The organism is Coprobacillus sp. (assembly GCF_984815275.1).
Window position 1 is genome coordinate 41976 of the sequence record NZ_CFJNYH010000021.1, and the last position, 19366, is coordinate 61341.

25 protein-coding genes are annotated in these 19366 nt (G+C 31.3%); 3 read left to right on the forward strand and 22 right to left on the reverse strand.

Features of this window, described 5'->3' with window-relative positions; genetic code table 11:
* The first annotated feature begins 120 nt into the window (after positions 1–120).
* Positions 121–252 carry a hypothetical protein gene (locus AC5M21_RS08910; RefSeq protein WP_017143800.1) on the forward strand — a complete coding sequence of 44 codons (132 nt, stop codon included), beginning with the start codon at positions 121–123 and terminating at the stop codon, positions 250–252.
* A 33-nt stretch (positions 253–285) separates the two neighbouring features.
* On the opposite strand, the gene AC5M21_RS08915 is transcribed toward AC5M21_RS08910, so the two are convergent.
* Genes AC5M21_RS08915 through AC5M21_RS08930 form a run of 4 tightly spaced genes read right to left on the reverse strand, consistent with a single transcriptional unit; the run spans position 286 to position 2372 of the window.
* Positions 286–1023, reverse strand: coding sequence for a DUF3784 domain-containing protein (locus AC5M21_RS08915; protein ID WP_008790578.1), 738 nt, complete (start codon positions 1021–1023; stop codon positions 286–288).
* 2 nt (positions 1024–1025) lie between these two features.
* Entirely contained in the window at positions 1026–1376 is a 351-nt protein-coding gene (locus AC5M21_RS08920) for a hypothetical protein (protein WP_008790577.1), read from the reverse strand.
* Between the two features lie 13 nt (positions 1377–1389).
* Positions 1390–2031 carry a DUF3887 domain-containing protein gene (locus AC5M21_RS08925; RefSeq protein WP_238637659.1) on the reverse strand — a complete coding sequence of 214 codons (642 nt, stop codon included), beginning with the start codon at positions 2029–2031 and terminating at the stop codon, positions 1390–1392.
* Positions 2032–2036: 5 nt separating this feature from the next.
* Positions 2037–2372 carry a PadR family transcriptional regulator gene (locus AC5M21_RS08930; RefSeq protein ID WP_008790575.1) on the reverse strand — a complete coding sequence of 112 codons (336 nt, stop codon included), beginning with the start codon at positions 2370–2372 and terminating at the stop codon, positions 2037–2039.
* A 143-nt stretch (positions 2373–2515) separates the two neighbouring features.
* Between AC5M21_RS08930 and AC5M21_RS08935 the strand changes: the two genes are divergently transcribed.
* Together AC5M21_RS08935 and AC5M21_RS08940 are read left to right on the forward strand one after the other, a co-directional pair.
* Complete coding sequence (locus AC5M21_RS08935) at positions 2516–3181, forward strand: hypothetical protein (protein ID WP_302378601.1); 666 nt, start codon at positions 2516–2518, stop codon at positions 3179–3181.
* Positions 3182–3336: 155 nt separating this feature from the next.
* The gene (locus AC5M21_RS08940) at positions 3337–3879 is read left to right on the forward strand and encodes a manganese efflux pump (RefSeq protein WP_008790573.1); all 543 of its coding nucleotides are present in this window, start codon (positions 3337–3339) and stop codon (positions 3877–3879) included.
* Positions 3880–3907: 28 nt separating this feature from the next.
* Here the strand turns inward: AC5M21_RS08940 and AC5M21_RS08945 are convergent, their stop codons facing one another.
* The 18 genes from AC5M21_RS08945 to sufC all read right to left on the reverse strand — a co-directional run.
* Entirely contained in the window at positions 3908–5005 is a 1098-nt protein-coding gene (locus AC5M21_RS08945) for a metallophosphoesterase (RefSeq protein WP_008790572.1), read from the reverse strand.
* A 23-nt stretch (positions 5006–5028) separates the two neighbouring features.
* Positions 5029–6387 (reverse strand): MATE family efflux transporter, encoded by a 1359-nt coding sequence (locus AC5M21_RS08950; RefSeq protein ID WP_008790571.1) that lies wholly within the window; start codon positions 6385–6387, stop codon positions 5029–5031.
* A gap of 130 nt (positions 6388–6517) precedes the next feature.
* Entirely contained in the window at positions 6518–6943 is a 426-nt protein-coding gene (locus AC5M21_RS08955) for a DUF1893 domain-containing protein (protein ID WP_008790570.1), read from the reverse strand.
* Positions 6912–7466 (reverse strand): ECF transporter S component, encoded by a 555-nt coding sequence (locus AC5M21_RS08960; protein ID WP_117769018.1) that lies wholly within the window; start codon positions 7464–7466, stop codon positions 6912–6914. The genes AC5M21_RS08955 and AC5M21_RS08960 overlap by 32 nt, the downstream gene beginning before the upstream one ends.
* 10 nt (positions 7467–7476) lie before the next feature.
* Positions 7477–7839 carry a MerR family transcriptional regulator gene (locus tag AC5M21_RS08965; protein WP_054689276.1) on the reverse strand — a complete coding sequence of 121 codons (363 nt, stop codon included), beginning with the start codon at positions 7837–7839 and terminating at the stop codon, positions 7477–7479.
* A gap of 9 nt (positions 7840–7848) precedes the next feature.
* A complete protein-coding gene (locus AC5M21_RS08970) occupies positions 7849–8997 on the reverse strand; it encodes an aldo/keto reductase (RefSeq protein ID WP_054325666.1) in 1149 nt (382 codons plus the stop codon).
* A gap of 14 nt (positions 8998–9011) precedes the next feature.
* Positions 9012–10019 carry an aldo/keto reductase gene (locus tag AC5M21_RS08975; protein WP_008790567.1) on the reverse strand — a complete coding sequence of 336 codons (1008 nt, stop codon included), beginning with the start codon at positions 10017–10019 and terminating at the stop codon, positions 9012–9014.
* Between the two features lie 118 nt (positions 10020–10137).
* Entirely contained in the window at positions 10138–10512 is a 375-nt protein-coding gene (locus AC5M21_RS08980; protein ID WP_008790566.1) for a MerR family transcriptional regulator, read from the reverse strand.
* A 19-nt stretch (positions 10513–10531) separates the two neighbouring features.
* Complete coding sequence (locus AC5M21_RS08985; protein WP_008790565.1) at positions 10532–10870, reverse strand: GIY-YIG nuclease family protein; 339 nt, start codon at positions 10868–10870, stop codon at positions 10532–10534.
* Positions 10871–10906: 36 nt separating this feature from the next.
* Positions 10907–12358, reverse strand: coding sequence for a methyltransferase domain-containing protein (locus tag AC5M21_RS08990; protein WP_008790564.1), 1452 nt, complete (start codon positions 12356–12358; stop codon positions 10907–10909).
* Between the two features lie 31 nt (positions 12359–12389).
* Positions 12390–13262, reverse strand: coding sequence for a hypothetical protein (locus tag AC5M21_RS08995; RefSeq protein ID WP_017143803.1), 873 nt, complete (start codon positions 13260–13262; stop codon positions 12390–12392).
* Between the two features lie 14 nt (positions 13263–13276).
* Complete coding sequence (locus AC5M21_RS09000; protein ID WP_008790562.1) at positions 13277–13933, reverse strand: sporulation protein YunB; 657 nt, start codon at positions 13931–13933, stop codon at positions 13277–13279.
* A 178-nt stretch (positions 13934–14111) separates the two neighbouring features.
* Complete coding sequence (locus AC5M21_RS09005) at positions 14112–14654, reverse strand: 5-formyltetrahydrofolate cyclo-ligase (protein ID WP_008790561.1); 543 nt, start codon at positions 14652–14654, stop codon at positions 14112–14114.
* A complete protein-coding gene (gene sufB, locus AC5M21_RS09010; protein WP_008790560.1) occupies positions 14647–16053 on the reverse strand; it encodes a Fe-S cluster assembly protein SufB in 1407 nt (468 codons plus the stop codon). Before sufB ends, AC5M21_RS09005 begins: the two co-directional genes overlap by 8 nt.
* Before the next feature lie 4 nt (positions 16054–16057).
* On the reverse strand, positions 16058–16495 hold the full coding sequence (gene sufU / locus AC5M21_RS09015) for a Fe-S cluster assembly sulfur transfer protein SufU (RefSeq protein ID WP_008790559.1): 438 nt from the start codon (positions 16493–16495) through the stop codon (positions 16058–16060).
* Positions 16479–17708, reverse strand: a complete 1230-nt coding sequence (locus tag AC5M21_RS09020) for an aminotransferase class V-fold PLP-dependent enzyme (protein WP_008790558.1) — start codon at positions 17706–17708, stop codon at positions 16479–16481. The genes sufU and AC5M21_RS09020 overlap by 17 nt, the downstream gene beginning before the upstream one ends.
* Positions 17709–17711: 3 nt before the next feature.
* On the reverse strand, positions 17712–18617 hold the full coding sequence (locus AC5M21_RS09025) for a SufB/SufD family protein (protein WP_008790557.1): 906 nt from the start codon (positions 18615–18617) through the stop codon (positions 17712–17714).
* A partial coding sequence (gene sufC, locus AC5M21_RS09030) for a Fe-S cluster assembly ATPase SufC (RefSeq protein ID WP_493531484.1) occupies positions 18610–19366 on the reverse strand: 757 nt, incomplete at its 5' end. The genes AC5M21_RS09025 and sufC, both read right to left, overlap by 8 nt.

Sequence of the window (19366 nt, forward strand, 5' to 3'; positions counted from 1 at the left end):
TAATGCACAAAAAAAGAATGTTTTTTTATATTTTCTGTCTCTTTCATTCTTGTTTATATATTATATAATAGAATTGTATTAAAAAGAGAACAATAAATCATAAAAATGGAGGGAACAAAAATGAATATCACTTATGACTATTATCTTATCTCACATGCATCTGAAGACATCTATCCAGCATGGATTAAAAGTGAACGATATGACTATTGTGAAAACTTCACACGTTTCTTATCATTCTTCAGAAGAAAATAATATAATAAAAAAGCAGGGATACATCGAGTATCCCTATTTTTTTAATTTATCTTCAATTTGTTGATATAAACTTTTGGTTTTTGCTTCATCTTTATCATTAAATACAACAATGCCAGATTCAGTATGCAAAACAATATATTCTTTACAACTTGTATAAGCATATAAATTGTAATCTCCATAAGTCTTATTTTTAAAATGTCCAGCATTTAAAACTGCACTTCCTACACCAAATGTTCTCTTGCCTAACTCAATATCTGAAACATACTCAATATTCCCAATATTTTCATAATCAACTTCAATAGTTTTTGTTGCCCATGAATCAGACCCTACACTTAAATACTGATCATAAAATTCAACTTTTACATGCCCTGTAAACAAAGTCACTCCTACAAAAAGACACACACCAACTGTAAACAGTCCACTCCAAAATCCTTTGCTTTTCAAGATACCTTTTTTACCTGTTTTATCATTATTTTTCTCACCTTTATTATTACAGAAAAAGCTTGTTCCAACAAACATAACAATGACTCCCAACAATATACCAATAGAACAAAAATAAACTGCCATCTCTTCAAAAAGTTGTGCCAGCAATAAGGAAATTGTTACTATAAGACAACCAACACCTATAACTCTGCAAAGTTTCTTTTCATCATATTTTAACTTATCCTCAACTTTTGCTGTATTATAGCCCGCAATCAAGAAAGCACCTTTCCCCATGAAGAAAACAATTGACAAAACTCCAAAAATTACAATCATAATCCAAATAATCATTTTTAATCACCCTTATTCTTTATATATTTTCTTTTTAAACGGAAATATAAATATGTATATATCCCCGTAGATATCACAATGCCCAATAAAAATATTCCTATGATAATAAGCAATGAAGCACCGAGTTCAATTTGGTAAAACATAATATTTATACATATGCCTATGCCCAACATAAATCCCATCAGTAATTGTGTATCTTTTTTCCAATAAAATTCTTTTTGACTTTTCGGCAAACTTTCATAGAAAGCATATCCGTTATCCAGCATTCTTATCATTTGATTTGAAGAATGACGTATTTTATAAATTCCCCATATCAAAACCAAATAAAGGATATCAATAATCAGATACTGCATATCATCACTCTCCTTATTTCATATACAATCCTGAAAGTTTCATATCTTTATCAAAAGAAATAGTATATGTTACACTTCTTTGATCATATAAAGCAACTAGTTCTCCTACTACATTGACTTCTCCTTTTTGAGTCACTTCAGCATAATTTTGACTTGTAATCTTTTCAAATTCGCCAATATCGCCTAGCCCATTCACCGCTGTTTCCAAGCGCTCCTGTGACAATGCCCCCTGTAACTCTTGATTAGATATATCATGAATGGCTTGGTAGTTTCTTTGACTGAGATTGACTACAATGTCTAAAGATTGTTTTTCAACTTCACTCTGCTGAAAATAACCAGATGTACCTATATTACTGACTTGTGGTATTAATGAGTTTATATAAAAGAACCCTGCTAATAACAACCCAATAACAACAATACCAATATAAATCCATACCTTCTTTTTCGGAGAACTATTTTTAACACCTAAATTCTCATTAAATTCATTAGCTAAAACATGGGGTTCACCTAATCTTTCTTGAATATCTGACCAACTCTCACCATTTTTCATTGCTTCTTGAATATCTGCATCTAATTCCTCACAAATTAAATTCTTTTTCTCCTTATTACAACCAAGACTCTTTTTAAAAACAGACATATATCTTTCTTTATTCATCTTAATCATTCCCCCATTATATCTGTAACTGTCTTTGAAAATTCAGACCATAATATCCGCAATTCTGCCAATGCTTCTTGACCTGCATCAGTTATTAAATAATATTTTCTTGAAATTTCCTTACCTTGTGGCTCACTCCATTGACTTACAACCAAACCATCATCTTCCAATCGATAGAGAATAGGATAGAGCGTCCCTTCCCTTAATGTAAACATTTCATGACTCAATTGTTTCATTTCGATAATCAATTGATAACCATACATCTTTTTCTGTGATAATAATTTTAAGACCAATATCTCTAAAACTCCTTTTTTTAATTGTCTTTCATATTTTGGATTCATTCTTTCATCTCAATTCTATTTAGTATTACTAAATACATTCTAATACTTATATATAAAATAGTCAATATCTTGTCAATGAATTTTATAAGAGTTAATATTTAGGACATACTATAAGTCAATACTATCATAGAGGTGATAAAAAAATGGCTCAAAAAAGATTTGTATTTGACGATGAAAAAGAGACTGTCCAAACACAACAATCACTTTCACAAATAGATCAATATGAAAACTATAAACACTCAGAAGAAAAAAAGATTATTGATAAAAAAGAAACAATTTCAAAAATACCTAAAGATTCTTTTTCCCCTCAGTATTCAATGAAAGAAACAAGAGAAGAACCTATTCCCACAATGATTCACAAAAAAACAAAACCTCAACAGACAAAACTTATAGAAACCAGTAAGGAAGAACAACCAAGAAATCGTTCTTACAGTAAAAAGCCAAGGCAAAAGGTTAAGAAGAAAACCAAGAAAAAAACCAAAAACAAAACAAAAGTTATTAAAGAAAAAAAGCATCGCTCATGGTTTTCAACACTTATTCTCTTTTTTATCAGTTTATGTATTATTGCAGGTATTTGTGTTGGTGGATATGTCGCTTATCAGTATTATTTAAAACAGCAAAATCAAATTAATAATCTCCAAAATCAGTTACAAGACCAAGAAAAAACACCCACTCAAGATCCTCCAGTTCAAGACACTCCTCAAGACCCTGAAGAACAAAAGCCACCACAAGAGAATCAACCAACTGAAACGCCAGAGACAACTCCTCAAGAAACACCCGAAGATAACAGAGATGCACTTACAGATTAATCCTATGATTCTTATAAAACTGCTAATTTACAAATAATTTGTTTAGCAGTTTTTATTATATTTAGGTTTTTTTAAATATAATAATTCCTCATGATTTTATCATATATTTATGTCCATTTTATATTTTTGACATAGTATAAATAAGGAGGTTCATTATGCATATACTCTCTGTCATTCTTTTTGCACTATCAGCCAATATTGATTGTCTCGTTATTGGTTTATCGTATAGTCTCAAAAAAACCATTATTGATATCAATAGTAATTTATTAATTGCCTTTATGTCAACAATAGGTACTTACTTTTCTATGATGCTAGGAAGTTTATTAACACGGTTCTTATCTATAAACACAGCAAACCATATTGGATCATTAATCCTCATCGTTATAGGTATCAGTATGATCTTACAAAAACAGCAGGATATAAAACAATTTCAATCTCATAAGAAAATCACACTAAAAGAGACTTTCTTACTTGGTTTTGCATTATCATTAAACAACATAGGCTTGGGTATTGGTGCAAGCATCACAGGCTTACCATGCTTTTACACCTGTTTAGCAACACTGTGTGCATCTTTTGTTTTTATACTCATATCTCAATGGCTTGGTAAAACTTATTTTTCCAAATATATTTCTTCTTATGCTTCACCAGTTTCTGGTTTATTAATATTTCTATTGGGATTCTATGAATTGTGTATTTAAAAATGTATCTGAAAACATTCAGATACATTTATTCTTTAACAATATCTACTATAACATATTCGCTATGAGAGCCAGTTCTTAGTGGATATCCCCAGCCTGCTATACCCGAAGACACAATAACTGTCATATCACTCATTGCTTGGTAACCGTAATTCATTTCACCAAACCCCAAAACAGAAGTGATAAGGCCCACAGGAAACATCTGTCCGCCATGAGTATGACCTGATAATTGTAAATCAACATGCAGTTCATTATTCTTTTGAAGGTCTACTGGCTGATGATCCAACATTAAAATAAAATTTTCGTGATTAACATTCTTTATCAACTGCTGAGTGTCTTCACGCTCACCTAAAGAACGATCTTGACGACCAATGATAGTCATTTCATCTTGTATATTGACTTGGGAATCCAAAAGAATAGAAATGTGATGCTCTTCAATACTCTTTTTAAGCTGAGAAGGTGTAAAATGAGGAGAATTCAAGTAAAGAGCTTGATCATGATTTCCATAAACATAATAAATTCCATATTGATTTTCAATTTGTCCCAATACTTCAAATGCTTCTTTCATCTCTTGATACGTTGTATGTTCATCAACAATATCACCACCTAACATGACAATATCAGGTTTCTGTAAAGAGATATCTTGACAATATTTTTCTAGTTCTGATTTATTCATTGTATTACCAAAATGTAAATCTGAAAGAAAGGCAATACGATAGTCTTGAGTTATGGTTTTGTGAGTTGTAACACTATAATGTATCTTCAAAACATTTTTCATGTTCCAATACCCGTATCCTAACATAAGAAATAAACACAATATAGGTATAACCCCTATTTGATAAACCTTTAAAAAGATTTGATTTGTCATATGAAACTTTTTGTAGATAACAAAAATGCAATCCATAATAATAGCAAATGCAAAGAGATGCAAAACAACGACAGCCCAAAAACTAAAGAAAGAAGAAGCTGGAAGAACAAAGACAACCGCCAATAATGCACATATTATTTTATGCCATTTGTTTATATTTTGAAAAATACAGAGACATATTCGTTTTATGAAAAAATAAAAGTATATAGCCAAAGGAATCATGATTATGATGGGTAGAATTCTAAATATAAAATACATATCCTTGTCTCCTCTCTTGGGTTTCAAACTGTTTCTTGATTATTTTTAGCACCTTTGATATAAGGATTATGATAAAATGACCACGCGAGTTGTAGACACATGCAGCACCAAATCACTGGTTCACATATAATCACACCAAAATAATGGAGAACAGGTATAAATAAAGCAACAAATACAATTTTGCCTAAACATTCAATAACGCTTGAAACTAGAGGGATAATTTTCATACCTAATCCTTGTAAAGAATTACGTAAATTTAACAGTATTCCCAAAACAGCATAGAATGGTGCATTTATTCGTAAGTACAAAGTAGCATTATCAATGACAGTAGGTTCACGAGAACCAGAAATCAATTGAACAAGTAATGGAGCTCCAAAAAATAAAATCACTGTGATAAGAGCACCCCATGCACAAGCAATAAGATTCCCATATCTGACCCCATCTCGAATTCTTTGTTGCTGATTAGCACCTTTGTTCTGAGAAACAAAAGTAGATAACGCCAGTCCTATTGTTCCAGCTGGCATCATACAAAATGAATTGAGTTTACGCGCAGTTCCATGACCAGCAATAATCAGATAACCAAAATCATTAATAGCACTTTGTAAAATAACAGTCCCAGCTGAAACAATTGACATCATAAAGCCCATCGAAAATCCTTGTCCTAATAATTCTTTATAAAGTCCCTTATCAACAGTAAAATGTTCTCTACAAGGAATCAAGATAGGTGTTTTTTTGTATATATAAAAAATACAAAGAATAACTGAAATAGCTTGCGAAATCACTGTAGCAACTGCTGCCCCTTGAACTCCCATTGCAAATTGCGTAATCAATAAAATATCTAGTCCAACATTAATGAGTGATGAAATAATCAAAAAAATCAAAGGCATAACACTATTCCCAATCGCACGCAACAATCCAGCACACAGATTATAAGCAAACATAACTCCTACAAATATGGTCACTACAAATATATATGAATATGCCTCATCTATAATATGAATAGGTGTATGTAAAAGTTGTAATAAAGGATATAGAAACAAAAGAGAAATAAGCATAATTAATAATGTCAAGCCAATACCAATAACAATTGATCCAGCTACCGATTTCTTAATCTGATTCTCATCATTTGATCCATAATTTCTCGCTGTAACAATTGAGAGTCCATTACCGACTCCCAAAGCAAATCCAATTAACAATTCATAAACAGCTCCACAAGCACTAATTGCTGCTAATGATGTATCACCTAAGAAATTCCCTACAATCATCGTATCCATTGTGTTGTAGAGTTGTTGAAAAATATTAGCAATCAGAATTGGAAAAGCAAATAACAATAAAGCCTTTAATATATTGTCTTTTAATAAATCAATTTTAAAATGAAACATATTTCCCCTCTTCCCTATATTAAGTGCATTCAATACACTCACTATAATTCATCCAAGTGCGTTTATCTGCATCTCAAACAGGCAAACGCACAAACCAAAATTCTCACTCTTTAATGATCAAACTCTGCTCTTATCTATTCATTTTTAATGCTTGCTGTTTAAGAATTAATGCTTCAAATGCTTCATTTAAATCATTGATGTCATAAACTGTTGCTTCCATTGGACACATTCCTGTTTGATCTCTATTTTCAATATAATCAACAAGTTTTCGATATTCAAAAGGAACATGGTATTGTTCTAATATTTCCATTGCTTTTTGACTCAAAACATATGCATAAATAAATTCAACACCTGATAGAATCAATAACATAGCAGTGGCTTTCCCAATCACTTTATCAACAACAATAGCACCTTTAAAAAAAGATTGATCATCTTTCATTGGATCTAAGATTGGTGCAATCCCCCTTGAATAAGAAGTATAATATTCACCATTCTTATCAGCAATGAGTGTATAATTTTCTTTATTAAGCTTCTCTTGTAAAAGTTTCAGGTTCATTGAAATATCCTCCTCTATCAACAATTGTAACAATTGCAGGGACAAATAACAATTGGATGACAATTCCTGGCAATCCTGTCATTGTTGCCATAATAACCGCTTGAATCCCACCTAGAGGAATTCCAAAAACATAAGTTGCAATAGAAATAACAAAACCATAAACCAAACGACCAGCAATCATAGAAAGAAGAAGTGCCATGACTGAACCTAATTTCTTTTTAGAAAAGTGGAAATGATGGAATAATAAACCACTTACCATCCCATAAGTTGCAAGTTCACTCATCATAAATAAAACTCTTTCTGCAGTAGGCATTCCTGTCACAACAAAACTTGTAAGTGGTGCAAAAATGCCTAGAAACAAACCATAAATTGGTCCTAGTAGCATTCCACCAATAAAAACAGGAATGTGCATTGGCAAGAAAACTGATCCAGCTTGCTGCATACCAATGAGATGAAAAGCTTGAGGTAATAATAATGATAATGCTAAACACATCGCTCCAAATGTTATTTTTCTTGTTTTCATAAAAATTCTCCTATATTTCTTTATTTAATATTTTTTCATAGTTTTCAATCTTATAATTTAATTTCTCTAATGATTTATGAATCAATGATTGTTTTTCAATCAATTTATCACGTTCATTCACTAATAAATTCTTACGTTCTAAAATCGTTCCATCACCCTGTTGATAAAGCTCAATATATTTTTGTAAAACTTGAATACTTAATCCAGCATCACGCATACAACTGATAAACTCTAAGCGTCGAATATCTTTTGGCTGATAATCTCGATTTCCCTTCTTATCTTTACTTACAGGATCTAACAGACCAATTTTTTCATAATAGCGTAAAGTATCCTGAGTCAAATGAAACATATCACTAATCTCGCATATTCTCATAAGCACTCCTTAGTATCCAAATAACCAAACTGCATCTTTCATCTTCTGAATAATATTAACTTCAAATGGACAATTTGATAAACACTTACCACATGCAATGCAATCAGAAGCATGATGTTCCAAAGCAGCATAATGTTCACGTACTGTTTCTGGAATTTCTTGTTGTGCAGTACATAAATTAGCAAATTTGTTAACATCTGCTACCGATATCCCTTTTACACATGGTGCACAATGTCCACAATATACACAATTTCCAATAAAACTGTGTTTTGGGACACGACTTAACACCTCTGCAAAATCCTTTTGCTCATAACTTGCATAACAATAATCTATAGCTTCATTTAATTCTTTGACACTATGGCTTCCTGCCATAACAGAAGCAACACCAGGTCTTGTTAAACAATAATGAAGACATTGTAATGGTGTCATCTTGACTCCAAATGGTGATAATTTTTCATCTAGCAGATCACCACCGCCAAAAGCTTTCATAACGGTCAATGAAATATTTTCTTTTTCACAGTATTGATATAACTCCTGACGCGCAGGATCAATTTGAAATAATGGTTTTTGATAATTCTTATCGTCCCATAAGTCATCTACATTTTCACTTGGTGGTAACATATCATAACATGGATTTATAGAAAACATTATCACATCAATTAAGCCTGTCTGTGCTGCCTGTAAAGCAATCAAAGGATTATGAGAACTGATACCAATTGTACGAATAATTCCTTTTTCTTTAAGTTCTTTTGCAAATGCAATCACTTCACCACCAAAAACTTCATCAAAGTCTTTTTGAGCATCAATATAGTGAATCATTCCAACATCAATATAATCAGTATGTAAACGCTCTAACAAATCTTGAAATCCTGATTTCACTTCATCCATTTTTCTTGTTCTTTCATATTGACCATTTTTCCATGTTGTACAAAGATGACCTTGAATAATCCAATCTTGACGATGATTAATAATAGCATTTCCAAATGCACTTCTTCCTTGTGGATTAGACGAAAAGAAATCAATAAAATTAATCCCTTCCTGATGAGCCTTATCAACTAAAACTTTCACCTCATCATCACTTTTATTCATAAAGCCTTCACATCCCAAACCAATAATACTGACTTTTAAATCAGTTTTTCCTAATCTTTTATACTCCATATATTTTCTTCCTCTCATAGAAAAGTTTGATAATCTTCATAATTTTTTTGTAAGAGTTCTGGTGTATTTAAACCATAGGGACAATGAGTCATACACTTCCCACAATGTATACAGTCTTTAATTTTATTCATTTCAGCTTGCCATTTTTCTAAGAGCCAGTTTTCAGCAGGTGCTCTTCTTAACATTAAGGACATACGAGCACATTGATTAATGATAATACCTTGTGGGCAAGGCATACAATATCCACAACCACAGCAAAACTGACCAGCCAATTCTTTTCGATCATGTTGAATAATTTCTTCAATGTCTTTCGTTAAAACTGGTGCTTGCTTTTGATAAGAGATAAATTCATCAAGTTCACTTTCTTTTTGAATTCCCCATATTGGTAGTGCATTTTTATATTGTAACAAATAAGCATAAGCAATATCACTTCTTGTAATTAACCCTCCTGATAAAGCCTTCATACATATAAAACCTACATTATGTTCTTCACAAAGGCGAACCAGTTCTTCTTCCTTCTCACTTGCTAAATAACTAAATGGAAACTGTAGTGTATCATACAAATCAGATTCAATAGCTTCCTTTGCAACCTTCCAGCCATGATTTGTTAAACCAATATAATGAATTTTTCCTTGATTTTTAGCTTCTAGCATTGCTTCATATAAACCCGTTCCATCTCCTGGTTTAGGACAAAAAGATGGATTATGAAATTGATAAATATCAATATAATCTGTCTTTAACATTTTTAAACTTGTTTCTAAATCTTCCCAAAAAGCCTGAACAGTCGTTGCCATTGTTTTGGTTGATATATAAATATTTTCTCTCACATCACTTAATGCCAAACCAATTTTTTCTTCACTGTCACTATAAGCTCTTGCTGAATCAAAAAATTGAATGCCATTTTCATAAGCTTTACGCAAAATGATTTTTGCTTCATTTAGTGATACACGTTGAACTGGTAATGCTCCAAAACCATTTTTTTGAACACATATACCCGTTCTCCCCAATATAACTTTTTCCATTATTTTCATCTCCTATGGTTTCTATCATATCACTTAGAGTCAACTCTAAGTCAAGCCATTTTCTAAAAAAATAACAAAAAAGAACATTTTATACAAACGCTCTTTCTTATTATTCTTTCTAAGACATTGTTTTCTCTATTTCTAATAAAACATCATCATATGTTTCAATCTTTTTATTTAAATGCTCTAAAGTCTCTTGAAGTTCTTTCATTTTTAATAAGATGACTTCACGCTGTTTCATTAGAATTTCTTTTCTTTGTGGGATCGTGTGCTCCCCTTGATGAAGTAATTCTATATATTGTAATAACATATCAATGCTCAAGCCAGATAAACGCATACATTTTAAAAACTGAATTCTTTTTAAATCTATTTCCTTATAATCACGAATACCATTTTCATTACGTTTAACTGGATCAATAAGTCCTATCTTTTCATAATAACGTAAAGTATCTGCTGAAATATTATACATTGTACTGACTTCCTTAATTGTCAATTCAATCATCTCCTTTACTTTATTTTATCATAACTTTATGTGAAATAAAATCATATTGACGCTTGTACACTGCTATGTCAATTTTCTCTTGTAAATAAACAGATATATAGTGATTATCAAAAATAATCTGTTCTTTCTGGGACTTATCAAGCGTTTTTAACCAGTATTCTAACTGCGATGCTACCCTGCGATCTTGACAACTCCAATAAGCTTCAATCTGTAAAACACCATGAACTCTTGTATATTTAGCTGATTTCTTCCCTTGATTCAAATGTTCCTGATAACGTCTTCTTATATCTGTTGTTATACCAGTATATAAACTATTATCTTTACATCTTAACATATATACATAATACATATATTCTCCTTTGAAAAAAGCCCTACAATGTAGGACTTACTTAACTTTAATAATAAAGAAATAAAACATGTTCTTTCCTCTAGGAACTTCATAATGTTCCTCTAAAGAAAGATAACCTTCCTGTAATCTTAAATTCTTTCTCACAAGCGATATTTCACTTGTATATAAGAAAACATAGCCTCCAGGTTTGACCAAACGACGAATACGTTCAAAGAATCGATCATATAGATTTTGTAATTGTTCTTGATCTTTCATTTGAGCAAATGTAGGCATATCAGTTATGATTTCATCAAACATCTCATTATTCACAAAACGCAATGAATCTTTATGAACAAAATAAATATTCTGACCAGCTAATTTCGCATTCTTTCTTGCCGATTCTATTCCTTGCCCATAAACATCAATTCCCATAACAAAATGAGCTGACTTTGCAAAACAACGCTCAATTAATAAAGTTCCTGTTCCGACAAAAGGATCTAAAACCTTTGCATCCTCTATCATATATGGTTTCGCTAATTGAACCATTGTAGCCGCAACATAAGATTGCATAGATGTTGCACTCACCTCTCTACGATACTGAAAACGAGGATTGTTCAAATGTATTAATCTCAAATAAGCATTGACTTTTCCTCTTTGTACTTCCTTAATGACAATTTCTATATCATAATTTTCAGTAGCATTCAACAATTTCTGAGGGTAAAGTTCAAATAGCTTTTCTGATATCTTTTTAATCAATTGAGGTTTCTTTTCACGCATAGCATCAACAACTCTAAAATAGAAAACAGAATGATCATCATATAATCTATCAAAGATATCTTCAATATTACATCTTTCAAAACCATTCATAATTGTTTCTAATGACATATCTAAACCAGAAGCACCCTGCAAAGGAATTAACATATCTTTATAAGTACGAATTGGCAAGAGATCATAAATAGAATCAGTTCTCACCAAGACACCTTGTGATACAGGTTTATATCTTAAATGTAAAACATCAGCAAATAATACAAATTGATAATAAGGAAGAGAAGTTAATATAACATCTACAGGTGTATGTTTTAATTTAATAATTTTCTTTTTATGAATTTGATTTTTCAGAATTAAAGGATTTAAAATCTTTAACTGAGCTTGAACATGTTTTGGAGTTGTATCTTCTAAATTCATCAAATGACTTTGAATCATTTGCAAATCACGAAAATACAGGCGACAATCCTGCATACTCATCCCTTTTAAATAAGCATCTTTGACGTAATCTGTTTTCTCATGTTTATAAGCTTCTAATAGAATATCTACAGTACCTGGATAATGTCCTAATAAGACAGCACTGTTCTTTCTAACTTTTGGATCTTCATCATTTAATAAATGAATAAGTTTATCTTTTAATTCAGTATCATTTTGAATTGATGCTTCTTTTTGTACTTGTAATTTTAATCCTATTAAAGATTCTCTAATTTGTTCATTGTTTTTAATATTTGTTGCAAAATCCATATATACTTCCCTTTCAGTTAACTAGTATATATTATACCATATTATTGTCATTTATCCAACTTATTTTAGGTAGTGTGACATAAAAGGATAAAATATCCATCATTTCCTTATACATATTTCTTTCTTCTTCTAAATGAAAATAATAATTTTGAATATCTTGTGTACTCAATTGTTTCTTTAAGAATTGATCAAAAAAGGTTGAAGGGTATAAAATTCTTGCATATAAATAAATAATTTCATAAACATCATAATATTGACTTTCTAACAATTCTTGAATATTTTGATAAGTTATAAAGTGACTTCTTAATAAATTTACAATTTGACGAGGTCGTGTTGAAATAGTATAGTTTGCCGGATTGACTATTTCATAGACATAATTTTGAACTGGATATGTGAGTGATAAAGATAAAGTTATTGAAGCTTCTTGATCAATAATAAGAATTTCATTGAGAATATTAATACTGTTTTCAGCAATCCCACAATAGTAATATATCAAAGATATCATATCTTGATCATGTTTGAAACTATATGCATAGTCTTGAACATGTTCTCTGACGCAATCAATTTTATGAATCCATTGTTCTTTTATATCTCTAATCTTCATTTTTTGATAAGGCAGAGGCTGCATAAAAACTTGCAAATATGACGAAAACGCAAATGTACCAGAATGATACATTAACAAGATATGCTGTTGTGAAACAATATCCTGATTATGATTTTTCACAAGTGAATAACCCTCAATACCACACATATGCATTAAATATCGATAATAACGATATGTGTCTAAAAATTTTCCTACATCTGGAACAAAGCAAAAATAATACAACTGATTCTGATAATGAAAATATCCATCTTCATTAAGAGAAACATCAATACCGTAATACATTTTTAAAATATGAGACATAGACATTCTTCTTTCTATTGAGAATATACGAGAGGAACTTGTCCTTGAAATATTTCTAATAATACTGGAATTTTAATACTGTGAGTATGATATTGTTCAAAAAAAGGATAAACCATTGTTAAATTCATATTGATTTCTATAGAGAGTTCAACCATAACATGGTTAACTCCATAATTCTCAACATTCTTGACAATTGAACTTCCTACACTTGATAAATGTTTATATCTAACTGGTATACTTGGTGAGACAAAGGAAAAAGCGGGCAGATTCAATAAAGTTGCTATGGGAATATTTGAAATAATCCCACTCCTACTAACCTGTTGCAAACGTCTTTGATAATAGCTATCATCACTTGCTAAATAAGTGCCCTCTTCTAAATCAGCATATGTTTTCTCTATATCCATAACAATCGCTGTTGCAAGTTGATTCACTTTCACCATATCAAAATCAAGCAATTCAATCTCATTGTCTTCACCTCTTTCAATAATGACTAAATTATCATATTGGGAGTCACTTGTGAAATAACAATGTGAAATAATCAATTGATTAAATCTTTCAATTTCTAATTTTCCATATTCTTTAAGACTTGGTATCAATTTGATATATATCCCCGTACCAGACAGGGCAATAATTATGAAAAACACCAATATCACAATAAGCCATTTTTTCATCACATTCACCAAAACATTATATGAAATGACAAAACAAAAAATGCTATATCCTATCTAATAAATCAAATAACACAATGATGATACTTAGTATTTTTCAAAGAACTCAATTTCTTTTTAAATATATCTTAATATTTTATATATAATGATATAGAAAAAAACACATCTCAAATAATGTGCTCTATTCCAAGATATTCTCAACAATAATTTCATCCAAACAATAATCATATTGATCAATATCAATACTATGAATATATTGAAACGAAAAAGCTAATCCTAATTTATATCCCTGATATCCACTTGCAAAATATTTATCATAATAGCCTTTACCATATCCAACTCGATATTTGAATTGATCAAAAGCTAATAGTGGAACAATCATAAGATCAATATCTTGAGGTTGGATTTGTTTTGTTGTTATGGGTTCTAAAACATGAAAACATCCTTCTTTTAAATCATCTAAAGATTCAATTTCATAAAAATGCATGATATCCCCATGAACTTTAGGAACACATACACGATGAGTCTCAAGAGTTTTTTTTATGAGTGATATTGTATCAACTTCATACTGCAATGAAACATAGCAAGCTATTAACTTTGCTGATTGATAATATGGGTGATGAATAACTTGATGATATATACTTTGATTATATAAAGAAAACGTCTCTTGATTTAACAAAAGACGTTTTTCTTTCATCATTTGACGAATGGATTTCTTATCCAATGCTATCTTCTCCCATATCAAGCTTAATCAACTGATTTAACTCTACAGCATATTCCATTGGTAATTCTCTTGAGAATGGTTCAATAAATCCCATAACAATCATTTCTGTTGCTTGTTGTTTTGTAAGACCTCTACTCATCAAATAAAACAATTGATCTTCAGAAACTTTAGATACTGTTGCCTCATGCTCAATAATTGAATCATTATTCATCATCATATTGGTAGGAATTGTGTCACTCGTTGATATTGGATCAAGAATTAACGTATCACATTCTACCTTACTTTTTGCATCCATTGCTTTTTTAGAATGTCTTACCAACCCACGATAATTGACTTTACCGCCATTTCTCGCAATAGATTTAGAAATAATCTGACTTGAAGTATTTTTACCAAGATGAATCATCTTTGAACCAGAATCAATAATTTGAACATCATCTGCCACAGCAATTGTAATACATGTTCCTTTAGACCCATCGCCTGCTAAAATGCATGTTGGATATTTCATTGTGACAAGTGAACCTATATTTCCATCTACCCATTCCATAGAACCATTTTTTTCAACCTTAGCTCTTTGTGTTACAAGGTTATAAATATTCTTAGACCAGTTTTGAATGGTTGTATAACGACATTTTGCATCTTCCAACACAACAATTTCAACCACACCAGCATGTAAAGAATCTTTTGAATAAGACGGTGCTGTGCATCCTTCTACATAATGAATATCAGATCCTTTATCAACAATAATAAGCGTTCTTTCAAACTGTGCCATTCTTTCAGAATTAATTCTAAAATACGACTGTAATGGCTTGTCTAACTTTACACCAGGAGGAACATATATAAATGATCCTCCAGACCAAACTGCTCCATTTAAAGCCGAAAACTTATTATCATTATAAGGAATAACAGTATCAAAATATTTTTTAAATATTTCCGGATACTCTCTGAGTCCACTATCAATATCTAAGAAAATAACACCTTTTTCTTTCACTTCTTCTAACATATTGTGATAGACCACTTCTGACTCATACTGTGCAGAAGCACCTGCTAAGAAATGCTGTTCAGCTTCGGGAATACCTAGTTTATTAAAAGTATTCTTAATTGTTTCTGGAACTTCTTCCCATTTATCAGTCAAATTATCACTTGGACGACTATAATATGTATAATCATCAAAATTCATTTGACTCAAATCAACACCCCAAGTTGGCATTGGTTTATCTAAAAAACACTGCAAAGACTTTAAACGATATTCTAGCATCCATTCAGGTTCTTGTTTGATTTTTGAAATTTCTCTTACAATATCTGCATTTAATCCTTTAGGTGTCTTAAACACTGAAACATCTTCATCACGAAAATCAAATTCAGTATTATTTGTAGGAATATCAAGATCTTCAATAGCCACTATCTTATTCCTCACTTTCTTCTATTAACTTGACAAGCCCATTCCATCCAAGTGTTGCACACTTAATACGGTTAGCTTGTTTATGTGTATTTTTAAAAGCAATTGCTTCCTCTAATAAATCTTCATCATAATCTCTTTCATAGATCATGTTCATATAATTTTCAATAATTCTCTTTGCTTCTTCTTTCGTTTTACCAATCACAAGTTCACTCATAATTGATGTTGAAGAAGTACAGATAGCACATGCTTCTCCATCATAACGAACATCAGCAATCTTATCTCCATCAAACTTGACTTGAATATCTAAATCATCAATACATGTGTCTGAATTCATATTGACTTTTTTGTATGTTTCATCTTCAACCAATCCACGATTACGTGGATGATCATAATGATCCATAATAATTTCTCTCAATAATTGAGGGTCATCCAAAGAACGCATCTAAAAAGTCATCTCCTTTCTTACACACTTCAATAAATTGATCAATCTCTTCTTTTGTGTTATAGAAGTAGAATGATACTCTCAAAGTTGTTGAAACATTCAAAAATTCATCTAGTATCTTTGCACAGTGCTGCCCTGCTCTAACAGCAATCCCATATGTATTAAACAAACTGGCAGCATCTTGTGAGAAAACGCCTTTGATATTAAATGCAACTGCCCCATCACTATGAACATTATAAATTTCAACATTATCAAGCTCTTGCATTTTTTTAATACAATATTGGCGTAATTCTTTTTCATGAGCACAAATATTATCCATACCAATTTTAGATAGATACTCAACTGCGGCTCCTAAGCCTATGACACCTTCAATATTTGGCGTTCCTGCTTCAAATTTATAAGGTGGATTCTTAAGTGTCACAACACCACAACTGTTATAACGTGAATTTGATCCTCCACCTAAACGAGTAGGCTTTGTTTCACATAATAAATCATATTTTCCATACATAATTCCTACACCAGTAGGTCCACACATCTTATGCCCTGAAAAAGCGAGAAAATCAACACCACTGGCTTGAACATCAGTCACTTGATGAGGAACACTTTGAGCCCCATCAGCAACGACAATAATCTCACGTTCATGAGCATAATTACAAATTTCTTTCATTGGTGCGTCATATCCTAAAACATTTGTGACTTCAGCAATCGCAATAATCTTTGTTTTTTCGGTCACTGCTTTTTTCACATTTTCCAGTGTTAAACTTCCAGTTTCATCCAAATCAATGTAATGAACAATAGCACCAACTTTATTGGCGACATCAAACCATGGCAATGTATTGGATGCATGTTCAGCAACTGTCAGTAAAATCTCGTCACCTGCCTGTAAATGATTGAGCCCATATCCATAAGCAATCATATTAAGTGAATCAGTTGAACCAGAAGTAAAAACAATTTCTTCAACACGTGCTGCATTTATAAAGTCTTTAATCAATCTTCTGGCATCTTCAAAACGCTCATCAACTTCATGTGATAAATCATAATCACCACGATGTGCATTTCCTGAATAATGTGTTAAATAATCACATACAGCATCGATCACAGCTTGTGGTTTTAAAGTTGTCGCTCCATTATCAAGATAAATCAGAGGATGGTCATGCATAGTTTTCCCATTTAGCATTGGGAAATCTTTTCTAATGCTTTCAACATCTAACATGATTTAATCACCTACCTTTGATAAGGCTTCTTCAAAACGTTCCTTCAACATTTCATTATCAATCACTTCAATAACCGGTTTTAAATAACCATAAGTAATTAAATGCATAGCTTGTTTTTTAGAAAGACCACGACTTTGTAGATAATACAAATGATCTTCATCCATTTTCCCAACACCAGCTGCATGTGAAGCTTTCACATCATATTCATCAATATATAAATAAGGATTAGCACTAGCAATGCAATTCGCATCAAAAACCATAATCTTATTGGTTTGATGAGCGGCAGAGCCATGTTGACCTTTAGTAATAGTGCCAATTCCATCTATAACCAACTTTCCTTGATCTTTAACAACACCATAATTATCCATTTGACCAAACGTATGTGGCTGATTATGTTGAATCAGCACTTCATAATGTTTTTGTTCTTGTTCTTTAGACAAGACCGCCATTCTTATTTTGGCATCAGCACCTTCACCATCTAAATAATAGTGATAAGTTCCCTGATAACTTCCATCAGATAATTCAGCATAGCCACATTGGCAGATAGCATTTTCTTTTAAATAAACATTTTCATAACATTCAACTGTCTCTTGATTTTGACAGTTATTTTCACTGAAAATATGTACAACTGCATTCTCATCAATATGCATATCTTTATGTAAAACTGCACCTTGTGATAACACTTTTGTTTCAATGAAATTAACTTTAACGTTTTTCTTGATTTCAAAACAAATATTCATTTTTATATCTGCTTCTAATATATAAACAATCTGAACTTCTACAGGCTCTTGATTTTCAAATACAAAAACAGAATCTTGATAACTGATATGATCAGGCAAATGAGATTCAATGATTTCTCCATTCTTTAAAACAAGTGAGTAAGAACTACTCAATATATAATTATCCATTATTGATCTGTTCCTTTTTTCCACATGATTCTAAAATAATTGGTTTTCTTTCTTCATCCTGTTCAATTTCAATTCCAAGTTCTTTGACCCATTCATAACCTTCGCTATCAATTTTTTCAACAAGCTCATATCCACCAGTCATAACGATTTGTCCTTTCACCAGCACATGAACATGAGTTGGCTTAACAAGTTCAAACAATCTTTCATAATGAGAGACCATCACACAACCAAAATCATCATTACGCATAGAATTAATAGCTTCACTGACAACTCTCAATGCATCAACATCTAGTCCTGAATCAATTTCATCTAATAAAGCAAACTTTGGCTGTAATAATTTCATTTGCAGAATTTCATTACGTTTCTTTTCACCACCAGAAAATCCTTCATTTAAATATCGATGTGCTAAGTTTTCATCCATATCTAACTCTTCAATATTTTTATCCAATGTACGAATAAACTTAAATAATGAGACTGGTTTCTCTAATCTTGCATTCATAGCGGCTTTTAAAAAGTCTGAATTTGTGACACCAGGAATTTCTTGTGGATATTGCATACCTAAGAATAGTCCTGCTCTTGATCTTTGATCGACTTCCATTGATAAGACATCCTGTCCATCTAATTCAATACTTCCTTGTGTGACTTTATATTTAGGATGCCCCATAATGGCTGAAAGCAATGTTGACTTCCCATTTCCATTGGGTCCCATAATAGCATGAACTTCTCCAGTATTGACAGTTAAATCAATA